Source organism: Pseudomonas sp. SK3(2021) (assembly GCF_016772375.1).
In the GTDB taxonomy this organism is placed as follows: Bacteria; Pseudomonadota; Gammaproteobacteria; order Pseudomonadales; family Pseudomonadaceae; genus Aquipseudomonas; species Aquipseudomonas chlororaphis_I.
Genome location: NZ_CP061943.1, coordinates 1,706,469 through 1,719,577 on the forward strand (window position 1 = coordinate 1,706,469; position 13,109 = coordinate 1,719,577).

Here is a 13,109-nt window from a genome sequence, read left to right on the forward strand (position 1 = left end):
AGGGTTACAACAGTTCGAAGCTCTGTTGCTTGACGTCCCGGGAGTCCAGACCGATCTCGACCTTGAACTCGCCCGGTTCCGCGGCGTACTTGAGCTGGGCGTTGTAGAACTTCAGGTCGTCTTCGCTGATGCTGAAGCGGATCACCTTCTGTTCGCCGGCCTTGAGCTGTACTTTCTGGAAGCCCTTGAGTTCCTTGATCGGGCGGATCATGGACCCGGCGACATCCTGGATATACAGCTGCACCACGGTTTCGCCGTCGCGCTTGCCGGTGTTCTTCAGGGTCACGCTGGCCTCGAGCGTGCCGCTCTTGTTCAGGGTGGTAGACGACAGGGCCATGTCCGACAGGCTGAAGGTGGTGTAGCTCAGGCCATAACCGAACGGAAACAGGGGACCTGTGGTGTCGTCGAAGTACTGCGAGGTGTAGTTGCCCGGCTTGCCCGGGGTGAACGGCCGGCCGATGGTCAGGTGGTTGTAGTAGGTCGGGATCTGCCCCACCGAACGCGGGAAGGTGATCGGCAGCTTGCCGGACGGGTTGTAGTCGCCGAACAGCACGTCGGCGATGGCATTGCCGCCTTCGGTGCCGCTGAACCAGGTTTCCAGGATCGCGTCGGCCTGTTCGTTCTCGTCGAGCAGCGCCAGCGGCCGGCCGTTCATCAATACCAGCACCAGCGGCTTGCCGGTGGCCTTGAGGGCCTTGATCAGCTCGCGCTGGCTGGCCGGGATGTGCAGGTCGGTACGGCTCGAGGACTCGTGGGACATGCCCCGCGATTCGCCCACCGCCGCCACCACCACATCAGCCTGCTGCGCGGCCTGCACCGCTTCGTCGATCAACTGCTGGGCCGGGCGCGGGTCGTCCACCACTTCCGGGGCATCGAAGTTGAGGAAGTTCAGGTAGTCGACCACGGCCTTGTCGGCGGTGATGTTCGAGCCACGGGCGTAGATCAGTTGCGCCTGGTCGCCCAGGGCATGGCTCATGCCGTCGAACAGGGTGACCGATTGCGCCGGCACGCCGGCGGCGGCCCAACTGCCCATCATGTCGATCGGTGCCTTGGCCAGCGGGCCGACCAGGGCGATCTTGCCGGCCTTTTTCAGCGGCAGGGTATCATTGGCGTTCTTCAGCAGCACCAGGCTGCGGCGCGCCACATCGCGGGCGTCGCTACGGTGCAGGCGGCTTTCGGCGTTGGTGTCGGCCGGGTCTTGCTCGGCCTTGCCGATGCGCAGGTACGGGTTGGCGAACAGGCCCATGTCGTACTTGGCGGCCAGCACTTCGCGCACCGCGTTGTCCAGGTCGCGCTGGCTGACGTCGCCGGACTTGATCAGCCCCGGCAGCTCCTTGGCGTACAGCGAGTCGTTCATGCTCATGTCGATGCCGGCCTTGATCGCCAGCTTGGCGGCTTCGCGGCCGTCCTTGGCGACGCCGTGGCGCATCAGCTCGACGATGGCGCCGTGGTCGCTCACCGCCAGGCCCTTGAAGCCCCACTCCTTGCGCAGCAGGTCGTTCATCAGCCAGGTGTTGGAGGTGGCCGGCACGCCGTTGATCGAGTTCAACGCCACCATCACCCCGCCGGCTCCGGCGTCGATCGCGGCGCGGTAGGGCGGCAGGTAGTCCTGGTACATCTTCAGCGGGCTCATGTCGACGATGTTGTAGTCGCGACCGCCTTCCACCGCGCCGTACAGGGCGAAGTGCTTGACGCTGGCCATGATGCTGTCGGCGTTCTTCGGGCTGTCGCCCTGGTAGGCCTTGACCATGACCTGGGCGATGCGCGAGACCAGGTAGGTGTCTTCGCCGAAGCCTTCGGAGGTGCGGCCCCAGCGCGGGTCGCGGGAGATGTCGACCATCGGCGCGAAGGTGATGTCCAGGCTGTCGGCGCTGGCTTCCTGGGCGGCGATGCGCCCGGAGCGGCCGATGGCGTCCATGTCCCAGCTCGACGCCAGGGCCAGGGGGATCGGGAAAATCGTGCGGTGGCCGTGGATCACGTCATAGGCGAAGAACATCGGGATCTTCAGCCGGCTGCGCATGGCCGCGTCCTGCATCGGCCGGTTTTCCGGGCGGGTGATGGAGTTGAAGGTGCCGCCGATGCGGCCGGCGGCGATTTCCTTGCGGATCATCTCGCGGGGCATTTCCGGACCGATGCTGATCAGGCGCAACTGGCCGATCTTTTCATCCAGGGTCATCTGCTTGAGCAGGTTGTCGATGAAGGCGTCCTTGTTCTGCAGGACCGCATCGGAAAAGGGTTTTTCCTGGGCCGATACCGGCGTGGCGGCGGCCAGGGCAGGGTGACTGGCCAGGCTGACCAGCAAGCCCAGCAAACACAGCTTCTTCATGAATATTGTTCTCTAGGGCCTAAGACAGACGCGATCAGTGCGCGTCGAGCGGCCGAAAATTGGGAGAGCGGCTAATAAAGGAACGACTATTGTTGTTCGGATAAATGCAGCACACTTCTGAACTCTTTTTCGCGCTGGGCATCTTTTAGCCGATTGGCCCGATGCAATCCAGTGGTGGCGGCAGATTATGTCGATGCACTCGATTCAACGGGTTACCGGTTCCATCCCCTAGGTTGCAAGGAGCGTCACCACCATGAACGTACGACAGAGCCTGTGCTCAAGCTGGCCCGTGATGGCATTGCTGCTGCTCAGCAGCTTGCTCAGCGGCTGCGGGATCAACAACATCCCGACCCTCGACGAACAGGCCAAGGCGGCCTGGGGCCAGGTACAGAACCAGTACCAGCGTCGCGCCGACCTGATCCCCAACCTGGTGGAAACGGTCAAGGGCTACGCCAGGCACGAACAGGAGACCCTGACCGCGGTGATCGAGGCGCGGGCCAAGGCCACCTCGATCCAGGTCGATGCCAGCACCCTGGACAACCCGGAAAGACTCAAGCAGTACCAGCAGGCCCAGGACCAGCTGACTGGCGCCTTGAGCCGCCTGATGGTGGTGTCCGAGCGTTATCCGGACCTCAAGGCCAACCAGAACTTCCTGGCCCTGCAGTCGCAGCTCGAAGGCACCGAGAACCGCATCGCCGTGGCCCGTCGCGATTTCATCCTCGCGGTGCAGAAGTACAACACCGAGATCCGTACCTTCCCCGGTCGCCTGTGGCACACCGTGATGTACAGCGACCTGCCGGTGCGCGAGACCTTCGAGGCCACCAGCCCCGACGCCGACAAAGCGCCAGAAGTGAAGTTCTGATCGGCCGCGGCTGCCCGCGGATCGCACGAGCGGCCGCGGGATCCGACCCGGCGTTACCACGGATGAGGTTCCAATGCGCGTGTTGAGAGTTGGCCTGGTGCTGTTGCTCTGGGTGTTTGCGATAACGGCCCAGGCCGAGCTGAAGTTCCCGGCGCTGAGCGGGCGGGTGGTGGACAACGCCCAGATGATCGAGCCGGCGGTGCGCCAGCAACTGACCCAGGAGCTGGCCTCCCACGAACAGTCCACTGGCGAGCAGGTGGTGGTCGTGACCCTGCCGGACCTGCAAGGCACCAGCATCGAGGATTTCGGCTATCAGCTGGGGCGCTACTGGGGCATCGGCCAGAAGGACAAGAACAACGGCGCCTTGTTGATCGTCGCCCGCGATGATCGCAAGCTGCGCATCGAAGTCGGTTACGGCCTGGAAGACCGCCTGACCGACGCGCAAAGTTCGCTGATCATCCATCAGGTCATCACCCCGGCCTTCAAGGCCGGCAATTTCAGCAAGGGCATCAGCGACGGCGTGTCGGCCATGTTGCTGGTGCTGGGCGGCAATCCGCTGGACGAGCCGAGCGCCGCCTACGACGGTGGCGGCGAGCGCGGAGCTGAGTTTTTCGATCGGCATCCCGGCGCCCTGGTGTTCCTGGTGCTGCTGTTTATCGTGACGATCTTCGTCTGCCAGTTGCTTGGCATCCTGCCCAGCGGTGGCGGCGGGCGTGGCGGTTCCGGCGGTTTTGGCGGGGGCGGCTTTGGTGGCGGAGGCGGTGGGGGCTTCAGCGGTGGCGGTGGTAGCTTTGGCGGCGGCGGATCGTCAGGCGGCTGGTGACTAAAAATAATCGATGAGTATGGGAAGAGATGGCACTACTGAGTGAGTACGAACAACGGCAGGTCGCCGAGGCGATCGCCCGGGTCGAACAGCAGACCGATGCCGAACTGGTCACCGTGCTGGCCGCCCGCGCCGACGACTATGCCTATATCCCGTTGCTCTGGGCCAGCCTGCTGGCGCTGATCGTGCCGGGCGTGGTGCATTACGCCACCGGCTGGATGAGCATGCACCTGTTGCTGCTGGTGCAGTGGGCGAGCTTTATCGTGCTCTGCCTGGTGTTCCGCATCCCGCGCATCACCACCCGCCTGATCCCGCGCTCGGTACGCCACTGGCGCGCCTCGAACCTGGCCCGGCGCCAGTTTCTCGAGCAGAACCTGCACCACACCGTCGGCGGCACCGGGATGCTGATCTTCGTCTGCGAAGCCGAGCGCTATGTGGAGATCCTGGTGGACGAGGGCATTTCCAAGCGCCTCGACGACAAGACCTGGGACAACATTGTCCAGGCCTTCACCCAGCAGGTGAAGCAGGGGCAGACCCTGCAAGGCTTCATCACCTGCATCGAGGCCTGTGGCGAACTGCTCAAGGTGCATGTGCCGGTGACCCACGTGCGCAACGAACTGCCCAACCGCCTGGTGGTCCTGGCCTGATTTCCCCCGCTCCTGTAGCCGCTGCCGCAGGCTGCGATCGGCCCGGGCCGCGTTCGGAGTACGGCCGTGGCGTCCGCAAGATCGCTGGAGGTCCTGCGGACCTTGCGCAGCCTTCGGCAGCGGCTACAGGAGGCCCAATTTCTGGGAATTCTGCGCCGCCGGGTAAATAACTCCGTGCCCCGGCGGGCCATCCCCCCTAAAATACCCGCCATTCCCCGATTCATACCCGCACCGCCCGAGGCGCCTTTTTCCATGTCTGCAACCGCAACCCCCGCCAGCCTCGCGCCGGATCATCACGCCCAGTTTCTCGAGCTGCTGGAAACCAGCCTGGCGCAGAACGCCTTTATCAAACTGGTGCTGGCCAAGCATGTGGGCGCCGAGGCGGATTTGCAGCGGCTGATCATCAAGCAGCTGACGGTCAAGGAGCAGCCATGCCTGTCCTTCGTCTACCGCTACAAGACCCGCGACATCACCAAGAATTTCCCCCTGGACGAGGGCGTGGCGCTGATAGCCGGGCTGCTGCCGGCGTCGTTCAAGAACGCGCACCTGCTGTCGCTCACCGATGAAGTGCAGCTCGAATACAGCAAGAAGGGCAAAAGCTCGCTGTTCAAGGGCAAGGCCCAGCAGCAGCGCGAAGTGCCGTCCGCCGAGCACAACCGCGAGAAGAATCGCTACCTGGAGCTGAGCCGGCCCTTCCTCACGGACCTGGGGGTGACCAACAAGCAGCATGAACTGATCCCGGCGATGTCGCGCAAGTGGAAGCAGATCAACAAGTTCATCGAAGTCTTCAGCCATGCGCTGAGTTCGTCGCCGATCGACCTGCAACAGCCGGTGCGGGTGGCGGACTTCGGCTCCGGCAAGGGCTACCTGACCTTCGCCATCCACGATTACCTGTGCAACACCTTGCAGGCGCAAGGGCAGGTGACCGGCGTGGAATTGCGCGAAGACATGGTGACCCTGTGCAACGCCGCGGCGGCGCGCCTGGACCATCAGGGCCTGGCGTTCAAATGCGGCGACGTGCGCAGCGTGGCGCCGAGCGAGCTGGACGTGATGATCGCCTTGCACGCCTGCGATATCGCCACCGACTACGCGATCCACACCGGCATTCGTTCCGGCGCGTCGATCATCATGTGCTCGCCGTGTTGCCACAAGCAGATCCGCCCGCAGATGCAGAGCCCGGCGCTGCTCAAGCCGATGCTGCAATACGGCCTGCACCTGGGCCAGCAGGCGGAGATGGTCACCGACAGCCTGCGCGCGCTGTTCCTCGAAGCCTGCGGTTACGAGACCAAGGTCTTCGAGTTCATCTCCCTGGAACACACCAACAAGAACAAGATGATCCTCGCGGTCAAACGCGCCGAACCCCAGGACCCGACCCAACTGCTGGCGAAGATCGGCGAACTCAAGGCCTTCTACCACATCAGCGAGCACTGCCTGGAAACCCTGCTGCGGGCCGACGGCTACCTGGCCTGAGCACGCCCCTGTAGCCGCTGCCGCAGGCTGCGATCGGCACCGCAGGGGCCGAAAACCAGGCGACGCGCTACATCTGACTGGGCCGGGATACCGCCTTTGCGCCGGCTACGCCGTCGATCGTCCGAACGCGGCCCGAACCTGCGGCAGCGGCTACAGGACGCGCGCTGGGACTGCTTGGCGCACGGCAGTCTTGCGCCCGAGCATCACGGTAAGGATCACGCCCACGGCGAACAGCCAGGTGACCGGTTCCACCTGCTCGCCGAAGAACAGCGCCGAGAAGGCGATGGTGAAGAAGATCTGCAGCAGTTGGATCTGGCTGACCCGGGCGATACCGCCCATGGCCAGCCCGGCGTACCAGGCGAAAAAGCCGATGAACTGCGAGAACAGCGCCACGTAGCCGAAGGCCCACCAGGTCTTCGCCGAGACCGCGCCCTGATGCTGCGCCGCGAGGTACCAGACTGGGCCGATCAACAGCGGCGTCGACAGCACCAGCGCCCAGCAGATTACCTGCCAGCCGCCCATCTCCCTGGCCAGCCGGCCGCCTTCGGCATAGCCCAGCCCGCCGACCGCAATCGCCCCGAGCATCAGCAAGTCACCGGCCTGGATGCTGCCGGCGCCGCTGATCAGCGCGTAACCCAGGACCAGGGCGCTGCCCAATGCGGCGCAGCCCCAGAAGGCTTTCGACGGCCGCTCATGGGACAGCCACGCCGCGTACAGCGCCACGCACAAGGGTTGCAGGCCATTGACCAGCGCGCCGTGGGACGCCGGCAGGGTTTGCATGGCCCAGGCCGATAGCACCGGAAACCCCAGGATCACCCCGGCGATCACCAGGCTCAGGCCCTTGACCTGATGCCAGGTCGGCCATTTTTCCCGCCGCCAGAGCAACAGCAGCGCCGCTGGGATCGCTGCGAACAGCGCCCGTCCCAGGCCGTTGAGCAGTGGATGCAGTTCCTGCACCACGATGCGGGTGAAGGGCAGGGTCAGGCTGAAAATGATTACGCCGAGCAGGCCCAGGGCCATGCCGGTGTTTTCGCGGGAAGACATGATGACAACCGTTTTTTATTGGGGAAGGGCAGGTGCGCTTATCTAGCCATAAACCCACCGCGGCACCCTGTTACAGCTGTACGCAGAGTTATCCATACAGTTCGGCTTCTGTAGGAGCGGCCGGTCGACGCTCGATTGCCCGCGATGAACGATAACGCGGTGTATCAGGCAATCCGCGGTGCCTTTATCGCGGGCAAGCCTCGCTACAGAAGCGTTGAGGGCGTAGTACCGGGTTATTACCCGGCTCCGCGGATAAGGACTACCTTGAACACTCCTGTTTTCCCTTGAAGAGGAGTCATCTCCATGGCCGCGAAAAAAATCCTCATGCTGGTCGGCGATTACGTCGAGGACTACGAAGTGATGGTGCCGTTCCAGGCGCTGCTGATGGTCGGCCACACCGTGCATGCGGTGTGCCCGGACAAAAAGGCCGGGCAGACCGTGCGCACGGCGATCCACGACTTCGAAGGCGACCAGACCTACAGCGAAAAACCGGGCCATCAGTTCGCCCTGAACTTCGACTTCGCCAAAGTCGAGGCGGCCGATTACGACGCGCTGCTGATACCCGGCGGGCGCGCCCCGGAGTACCTGCGGCTGAACGAAAAGGTCCTGCAACTGGTGCAGGCCTTCGACAAGGCTGGCAAGCCGATCGCCGCTGTCTGCCACGGCGCCCAGCTGCTGGCTGCGGCGGGCATTCTCGAAGGCCGCGAGTGCAGCGCCTATCCGGCCTGTGCCCCGGAAGTGCGCCTGGCCGGCGGTACCTACATCGATATCCCGGTGACGGACAGCCACGTTCAAGGCAATCTGGCGACGGCCCCGGCCTGGCCGGCGCACCCCGGCTGGCTGGCCGGTTTCCTCGGCCTGCTGGGCACCCAGATCACCCTGTAAGCGGATGACCCGCTGGCGCTGCTTTTCTGTCAGGAAGCAGCGCCATCGTCCTACTTCCAACCGAGGAGCGCCCACCATGTGCGAGCTTTACGTCAAAGCCGACCCGATCCTCTACGAGTCCCGCTCGCGCTCGCTGCGCATTTGCGGGGTGGTCACCACCCTGCGCCTGGAGAACCAGTTCTGGGACATCCTCAGCGAAATCGCCGAGGTCGATGGCATGACCACCAACCAGCTGATCGCCAAACTCTACGAAGAGGTGATGGATTACCGCGGCGAGGTGGTGAATTTCGCCTCGTTCCTGCGGGTCAGCTGCACCCGCTACCTGAGCCAGCGCCGCAGCACCACGCCGGAACTCAGCGTGGTGCGCCGTACCGCAAAAAGCTGAGCCGCCCTGTAGCCGCTGCCGAGCCCCGGCGAGGCTGCGATCGGGGCGCAGCCCCGCAAAACCTGGCGACGCGGTATGTCTGATGTGTGGTGTTGCCTGGCTTGGCGCCTGCTGCGTCGGAATGCCGCCCAAGTCGATCGCAGCCTCGCCAGGGCTCGGCAGCGGCTACAGGGGCCGTTTCAGGTCATGAGGTCGGGCGCGTGCCATCGAGCAGGGCATCCACCACTGCCCGGGCCATTTCCACCGAATGCACCATGGACCAGATCAGCCCGCGCTCGATGCCGCTGGCGCGTTCGGTGATTTCATCGGAAACCTCCTCGGCGCATTTGAGCAGCAGGGACACGTGCATCAGCGCGTCTTCGGCATTGACGCCCGGCTGTACGGCGAACAGGGGGTTGTGCTGGCCATCGCGCAGGCCGAAGGGGCGGCGGCGAGTGGCTTGCAAGGTGGCAATCAGGCTGGCATTGGCGCGATCCAGTTCCGGGTCGCGTAGCTTGCGGGGGGATTGCAGGGGTGGATCGGGGACGAGCTTTTTCATGAGGTGATTTCTCCAGGTGTTCTAGGAACCGCCGGGTCTCACTTCCACATGAGAGGTGGCAGCCGTACATGGGTGTGGAAGACCGGCCTGAAGACCCGGCGCACCCGAGGGTGCCCCACGTACAGCCGCCATAAAACGAGCTCACCAGGACCGAAAATCACTGGTGTTCGTATTGAGCGAATTGCACGTTCTTCAGACCCGGACTTCCACATCCGGGCCGCTGTTTTTGCAGCGACCCAGGCAGACTGCCTGATCGGTTTGAGGGGGACAAGGCGCTCAAAGGCGTTGGGGATTTTCTAGGAAATACCCTACAAAACAAAGCGAAAACTCTCCACTTTTCAGCAGCATCCCCTGACAAAACACGACCTGTAGCCGCTGCCGAGCCTGCAAGGCGGCGATAGGTCCGGGCCCCGCTGGTCGCAGGACCTCCAGCGGCTGTGAGAATGTCATCGCGGGCAAGCCTCGCTCCTACAGGTTCAGGGCAGCCCCGGCTTCTGTAGCAACTGTGTTTCTTACGCGACTTGCGCTGTGTCTGACGTACCGCCATCGCGAGCAAGCTCGCTCCTACAGGGGATAGGCGTTCCCTTGTAGGAGCGAGCTTGCTCGCGATGGCGATCGACTGGGCAACGCCACTTCAGAAGAAGCGCGTCACGCTGATCTTGGCCTTACGCCCAAGGCTCGAGGCGTTTTCGCCGCTCAGGGGCGGGCGGCAATCGCGGTTGAACCTGTTGTCCAGGGTGAAGTCGACCTCGAAGCCCTTGATGCTCAGGTCGCCGATATGAAAATCCTTTGCAAGTGCTGCCGGACAGGAAAGGCTACGAATGATATTGAGGGTTATGACTATTTGTCTGCATGCGTTTTGCCTCATGAACCGGATGCGGTTTTTCCTGTCTGATGCTGCGTGCCTCAGCAACACACCCCAAACGCTGGTAAACCGGCAAAGACAGGCTTTAATCCGAAGTGCATTCGCATCTTTGGACACTCAGGAGCAGGACCATGGCTGGATGGTATGAATTGAGCAAAAGCAGTGACGGGCAGTTCCGCTTCGTTCTCAAGGCTGGCAACGCTGAAACCATTTTGACGAGTGAGTTGTATTCCTCCCGCAGCGCCGCCGAAAACGGCATCGCTTCGGTGCAAAGCAATAGCCCTACCGAGGCCCGCTACGCCAAGGAAGTCGCCAAGGACGGCAAGCCTTATTTCAACCTCAAGGCGGCGAACCACCAGATCATCGGCAGTAGCCAGCGCTATTCGTCCGAGGCGGCACGCGACGGCGGTATTGAAAGCGTCAAGGCCAACGGTCCAACCACCACCATCAAGGACAAGACCGTTTAGTTTCTGCTCTGAAACAAAAGAGCCCGGCAGGACAACCTGCCGGGCTTTTTGTTGGGCGCTGCTTTTGTGGGAACTCGGTTTGCCGGCGATGCAGGCAAGGTGTTGTGTCTGCTGCACCGCTATCGCGGGCAAGTTGTGCGGCGCTCCTGCTGTCGTCATCGCGAGCAAGCTCGCTCCTACAAGGTCGGTGGCGTCCTGGCTTCTGTAGGCGCCAGGCTTGCCGCCGATGAGGCCCGCACGATCACCCTCTACAGCGAAGGCCCGATCAGCGGACTGCGTTCAACATGGCCTGCAATTGATTACGCCCGGCCTCGCCCAGCGGGAACACCGGCCGGCGCGGGTCGCCGACCTGCAGCCCGGTCATGTTCAACCCGGCCTTGATGGTGGTCGGCAGGCCGCCCTTGAGGATGAAGTCGAGCACTGGCAACTGGCGGTAGAACAGTTCGCGCGCGCGGTCCAGGTCGTTGTCCAGCACCGCCTGGTACAGGTCCAGGTTGAGCTGCGGGATCAGGTTCGCCGCGGCGGTGCACCAGCCCTTGGCGCCAGCGGCGAAGGCTTCCAGGGCCAGCGGGTTGCAACCGTTGTAGAACGGCACCTGGCCTTCGCCCAGCAGTTGCAGCTTGTGCATGCGCTGGATGTCGCCGGTGCTCTCCTTGACCATGGTCACGTTTTCCACCGCGTGGAAGATCCGCAGGATCAGCTCCACCGACATGTCGGTGCCGCTGGTGGCCGGGTTGTTGTAGAGCATGATCGGCACGCCGATGCTGTCGCCGATGGCCTGGTAGTGGGCGAGGATCTCGGCTTCGCTGAGCTTCCAGTAGGACGTCGGCAAGACCATCACCGCATCGGCGCCCTTGGCCTCGGCAAAGCGCGCGCGGCGCACGGCCTTGGCGGTGGTCAGGTCGGAAACGCTGACGATGACCGGCACGCGCCTGGCGATGTGACGGATGCTGAACTCGGCGACCTGGTCCCACTCGGCGTCGCTCAGGTAGGCGCCTTCGCCGGTGCTGCCCAGGGGCGCGATGGCCTGCACGCCGCTGTCGATCAGGCGATCGATGGAACGGCCGAGGGTGTCCAGGTCCAGGTGCTCACCGTTGGCGGTGAACGGGGTGATGGTGTAGCCGATGATGCCGTGAATGTGGGTGTTCGACATGGCGAGGCTCCTTTAGCGAATAGGGTGGTTTCAGTTCAGGCAATCGGCGTGTTGCTTGAGGTTCTGCCGAGCGTAGTAGTTGAAGGCGGCGGCGTGACGCTTGGGCTTGGAGATCCAGTCATGGGCCTCGCGGCCGAGCTCCGGCTGGATCGGCTGGATGGTGCCGGCGGCCATGGCCAGCAATTGCAGCTTGGCGGCGCGCTCGATCAGCTGGGCGATCACGCAGGCTTCCTCGATGCTGGCGCCGGTGGACAGCTGGCCGTGGTGCGAGAGCAGGATGGCGCGCTTGTCGCCCAGGGCCGCGGAGATGATCTCGCCTTCTTCGTTACCCACCGGCACGCCCGGCCAGGCCTTGAGAAAGGCGCAGTCGTCGTACAGCGGGCACAGGTCCATGTGGGAGATTTCCAGCGGCACTTCGATCATTGACAGCGCGGCGACGTGGGTCGGGTGCGTGTGGATGATGCAGTTCACGTCGGGGCGGGCGCGGTACACCCAACTGTGGAAACGGTTGGCCGGGTTGGGCATGCCGTGGCCTTCGAGCACCTCCAGGTCTTCATTGACCAGCAGCAGGTTGCCCGCGGTGATTTCGTCGAAACCCAGGCCCAATTGCTGGGTGTAGTAGGTGCCCGGCTGCGGGCCGCGGGCAGTGATCTGCCCGGCCAGGCCGGAGTCATGCCCGTTCTCGAACAGGATGCGGCACGTCAGCGCCAGCTTTTGCCGGTCGGTCCACGTATTATCCGCCAGGGTGTTTTGCATCTGGGTCAGGGCTTGCTTGACCAGTTGCTCTTTGGGTAGTGCTAATGTCTTGGCCATATCGGTGTCCTTTGGTGGTTGCAATGGACGTCGGATTTGCCAGCCCCCGCTGCTCGCAAGGTCGTTGGGTGATAGCAAATGACACTAAAGAGGCTATATGACACTTTGTGTCATTGGCAAGGACAAATCATCGCCTCCTTGATGGGTTAACCGTTCTACATGTCTATCCGTTTGAAATTATTGAGAAAAAAACTTGGCGTGACGCTGGAGGCCCTGGCCGAGAAATCCGGCATGACCAAGAGCTACCTGTCGAAAGTCGAACGGGGCCTGAACACGCCCTCGATTGCGGCGGCGTTGAAACTGGCCAGGGCATTGAACGTGAACGTCGAGGAGCTGTTCGCCGAAGACAAGGTCAGCCTCGACAGCTACAGCCTGGTGCGCAGCGACGAACGCCAGTCGCTGGCGGCCAACGACCAGGCGCCGGGTTATGCGGTGCTCGCGCATCAGGTCAGCGAGCGCAGCCTGCTACCGTTCATCATCTATCCGCCCAGGGAGTTCACCGACAAGAGCTTCAAGGAACACCTGGGAGAGGAGTTTCTGTTTGTCCACGAAGGGCAGGTTGAGGTGGACTTCATGAACGAGCGGGTGATCCTCAACCGTGGCGACGCGCTGCACTTCAACGCGCAGAAACCCCACCGCCTGCGCTCGGTGGGCGAGGTACAGGCGCAGTTGCTGGTGGTGGTGCACAGCGGCGAAGACTGAGCCCGCTCCTGCGGATTGTGGATTTTCTTACACCATCGGCGCCGAACTGCTGCCCCATTGCCCCGTAGCCGCTGCCGAGCGTAGCGAGGCTGCGATCGAGGTGGGCGGCATTCCGACGCAGTCCTCGCA

At 63.3% G+C, this 13,109-nt stretch carries 14 protein-coding genes; 8 read left to right on the top strand and 6 right to left on the bottom strand.

Annotation, left to right across the window (positions count from 1 at the left end; genetic code table 11):
* Positions 1-4: 4 nt before the first annotated feature.
* On the bottom strand, positions 5-2,326 hold the full coding sequence (bglX, locus tag IF690_RS07685; protein ID WP_202699608.1) for a beta-glucosidase BglX: 2,322 nt from the start codon (positions 2,324-2,326) through the stop codon (positions 5-7).
* 253 nt (positions 2,327-2,579) lie between these two features.
* Here bglX and IF690_RS07690 point away from each other — a divergent pair, with 253 nt between their 5' ends.
* From IF690_RS07690 to IF690_RS07705, 4 genes are all read left to right on the top strand, one after another.
* On the top strand, positions 2,580-3,188 hold the full coding sequence (locus tag IF690_RS07690; protein ID WP_202699609.1) for a LemA family protein: 609 nt from the start codon (positions 2,580-2,582) through the stop codon (positions 3,186-3,188).
* Positions 3,189-3,261: 73 nt separating this feature from the next.
* On the top strand, positions 3,262-4,011 hold the full coding sequence (locus tag IF690_RS07695; RefSeq protein WP_202699610.1) for a TPM domain-containing protein: 750 nt from the start codon (positions 3,262-3,264) through the stop codon (positions 4,009-4,011).
* A gap of 29 nt (positions 4,012-4,040) precedes the next feature.
* On the top strand, positions 4,041-4,658 hold the full coding sequence (locus IF690_RS07700; RefSeq protein WP_202699611.1) for a TPM domain-containing protein: 618 nt from the start codon (positions 4,041-4,043) through the stop codon (positions 4,656-4,658).
* Between the two features lie 252 nt (positions 4,659-4,910).
* Positions 4,911-6,128 (top strand): class I SAM-dependent methyltransferase, encoded by a 1,218-nt coding sequence (locus tag IF690_RS07705; RefSeq protein WP_202699612.1) that lies wholly within the window; start codon positions 4,911-4,913, stop codon positions 6,126-6,128.
* Between the two features lie 150 nt (positions 6,129-6,278).
* Here IF690_RS07705 and IF690_RS07710 read toward each other — a convergent pair whose 3' ends face one another.
* Positions 6,279-7,172: a DMT family transporter gene (locus tag IF690_RS07710; protein WP_202699613.1), complete on the bottom strand. Its 894-nt coding sequence runs from the start codon at positions 7,170-7,172 to the stop codon at positions 6,279-6,281.
* Positions 7,173-7,475: 303 nt separating this feature from the next.
* On the opposite strand from IF690_RS07710, the gene IF690_RS07715 reads away from it, so the two are divergent.
* Both IF690_RS07715 and IF690_RS07720 read left to right on the top strand, forming a co-directional pair.
* Positions 7,476-8,057: a DJ-1/PfpI family protein gene (locus IF690_RS07715; protein WP_202699614.1), complete on the top strand. Its 582-nt coding sequence runs from the start codon at positions 7,476-7,478 to the stop codon at positions 8,055-8,057.
* Positions 8,058-8,133: 76 nt separating this feature from the next.
* Complete coding sequence (locus IF690_RS07720) at positions 8,134-8,442, top strand: ribbon-helix-helix domain-containing protein (RefSeq protein ID WP_202699615.1); 309 nt, start codon at positions 8,134-8,136, stop codon at positions 8,440-8,442.
* A gap of 184 nt (positions 8,443-8,626) precedes the next feature.
* On the opposite strand, the gene IF690_RS07725 is transcribed toward IF690_RS07720, so the two are convergent.
* Both IF690_RS07725 and IF690_RS07730 read right to left on the bottom strand, forming a co-directional pair.
* Positions 8,627-8,980, bottom strand: coding sequence for a DUF6124 family protein (locus IF690_RS07725; RefSeq protein WP_097302265.1), 354 nt, complete (start codon positions 8,978-8,980; stop codon positions 8,627-8,629).
* 634 nt (positions 8,981-9,614) lie between these two features.
* The gene (locus tag IF690_RS07730; protein WP_202699616.1) at positions 9,615-9,962 is read right to left on the bottom strand and encodes a hypothetical protein; all 348 of its coding nucleotides are present in this window, start codon (positions 9,960-9,962) and stop codon (positions 9,615-9,617) included.
* A 14-nt stretch (positions 9,963-9,976) separates the two neighbouring features.
* Here IF690_RS07730 and IF690_RS07735 point away from each other — a divergent pair, with 14 nt between their 5' ends.
* Complete coding sequence (locus IF690_RS07735; protein ID WP_202699617.1) at positions 9,977-10,312, top strand: YegP family protein; 336 nt, start codon at positions 9,977-9,979, stop codon at positions 10,310-10,312.
* A 265-nt stretch (positions 10,313-10,577) separates the two neighbouring features.
* Here IF690_RS07735 and IF690_RS07740 read toward each other — a convergent pair whose 3' ends face one another.
* Together IF690_RS07740 and IF690_RS07745 are read right to left on the bottom strand one after the other, a co-directional pair.
* Positions 10,578-11,465: a dihydrodipicolinate synthase family protein gene (locus tag IF690_RS07740; RefSeq protein WP_202699618.1), complete on the bottom strand. Its 888-nt coding sequence runs from the start codon at positions 11,463-11,465 to the stop codon at positions 10,578-10,580.
* Positions 11,466-11,495: 30 nt separating this feature from the next.
* Positions 11,496-12,278 (bottom strand): aldolase, encoded by a 783-nt coding sequence (locus IF690_RS07745; RefSeq protein WP_202699619.1) that lies wholly within the window; start codon positions 12,276-12,278, stop codon positions 11,496-11,498.
* A gap of 159 nt (positions 12,279-12,437) precedes the next feature.
* Between IF690_RS07745 and IF690_RS07750 the strand changes: the two genes are divergently transcribed.
* A complete protein-coding gene (locus tag IF690_RS07750) occupies positions 12,438-12,980 on the top strand; it encodes a helix-turn-helix domain-containing protein (RefSeq protein WP_202699620.1) in 543 nt (180 codons plus the stop codon).
* The last annotated feature ends 129 nt before the right edge of the window (positions 12,981-13,109 follow it).

Coding starts and splice junctions, on each gene's coding strand:
- bglX (WP_202699608.1), bottom strand. CDS start 2,326: ATGAAGAAGCTGTGTTTGCTGGGCTTGCTGGTCAGCCTGGCCAGTCAC.
- IF690_RS07690 (WP_202699609.1), top strand. CDS start 2,580: ATGAACGTACGACAGAGCCTGTGCTCAAGCTGGCCCGTGATGGCATTG.
- IF690_RS07695 (WP_202699610.1), top strand. CDS start 3,262: ATGCGCGTGTTGAGAGTTGGCCTGGTGCTGTTGCTCTGGGTGTTTGCG.
- IF690_RS07700 (WP_202699611.1), top strand. CDS start 4,041: ATGGCACTACTGAGTGAGTACGAACAACGGCAGGTCGCCGAGGCGATC.
- IF690_RS07705 (WP_202699612.1), top strand. CDS start 4,911: ATGTCTGCAACCGCAACCCCCGCCAGCCTCGCGCCGGATCATCACGCC.
- IF690_RS07710 (WP_202699613.1), bottom strand. CDS start 7,172: ATGTCTTCCCGCGAAAACACCGGCATGGCCCTGGGCCTGCTCGGCGTA.
- IF690_RS07715 (WP_202699614.1), top strand. CDS start 7,476: ATGGCCGCGAAAAAAATCCTCATGCTGGTCGGCGATTACGTCGAGGAC.
- IF690_RS07720 (WP_202699615.1), top strand. CDS start 8,134: ATGTGCGAGCTTTACGTCAAAGCCGACCCGATCCTCTACGAGTCCCGC.
- IF690_RS07725 (WP_097302265.1), bottom strand. CDS start 8,980: ATGAAAAAGCTCGTCCCCGATCCACCCCTGCAATCCCCCCGCAAGCTA.
- IF690_RS07735 (WP_202699617.1), top strand. CDS start 9,977: ATGGCTGGATGGTATGAATTGAGCAAAAGCAGTGACGGGCAGTTCCGC.
- IF690_RS07740 (WP_202699618.1), bottom strand. CDS start 11,465: ATGTCGAACACCCACATTCACGGCATCATCGGCTACACCATCACCCCG.
- IF690_RS07745 (WP_202699619.1), bottom strand. CDS start 12,278: ATGGCCAAGACATTAGCACTACCCAAAGAGCAACTGGTCAAGCAAGCC.
- IF690_RS07750 (WP_202699620.1), top strand. CDS start 12,438: ATGTCTATCCGTTTGAAATTATTGAGAAAAAAACTTGGCGTGACGCTG.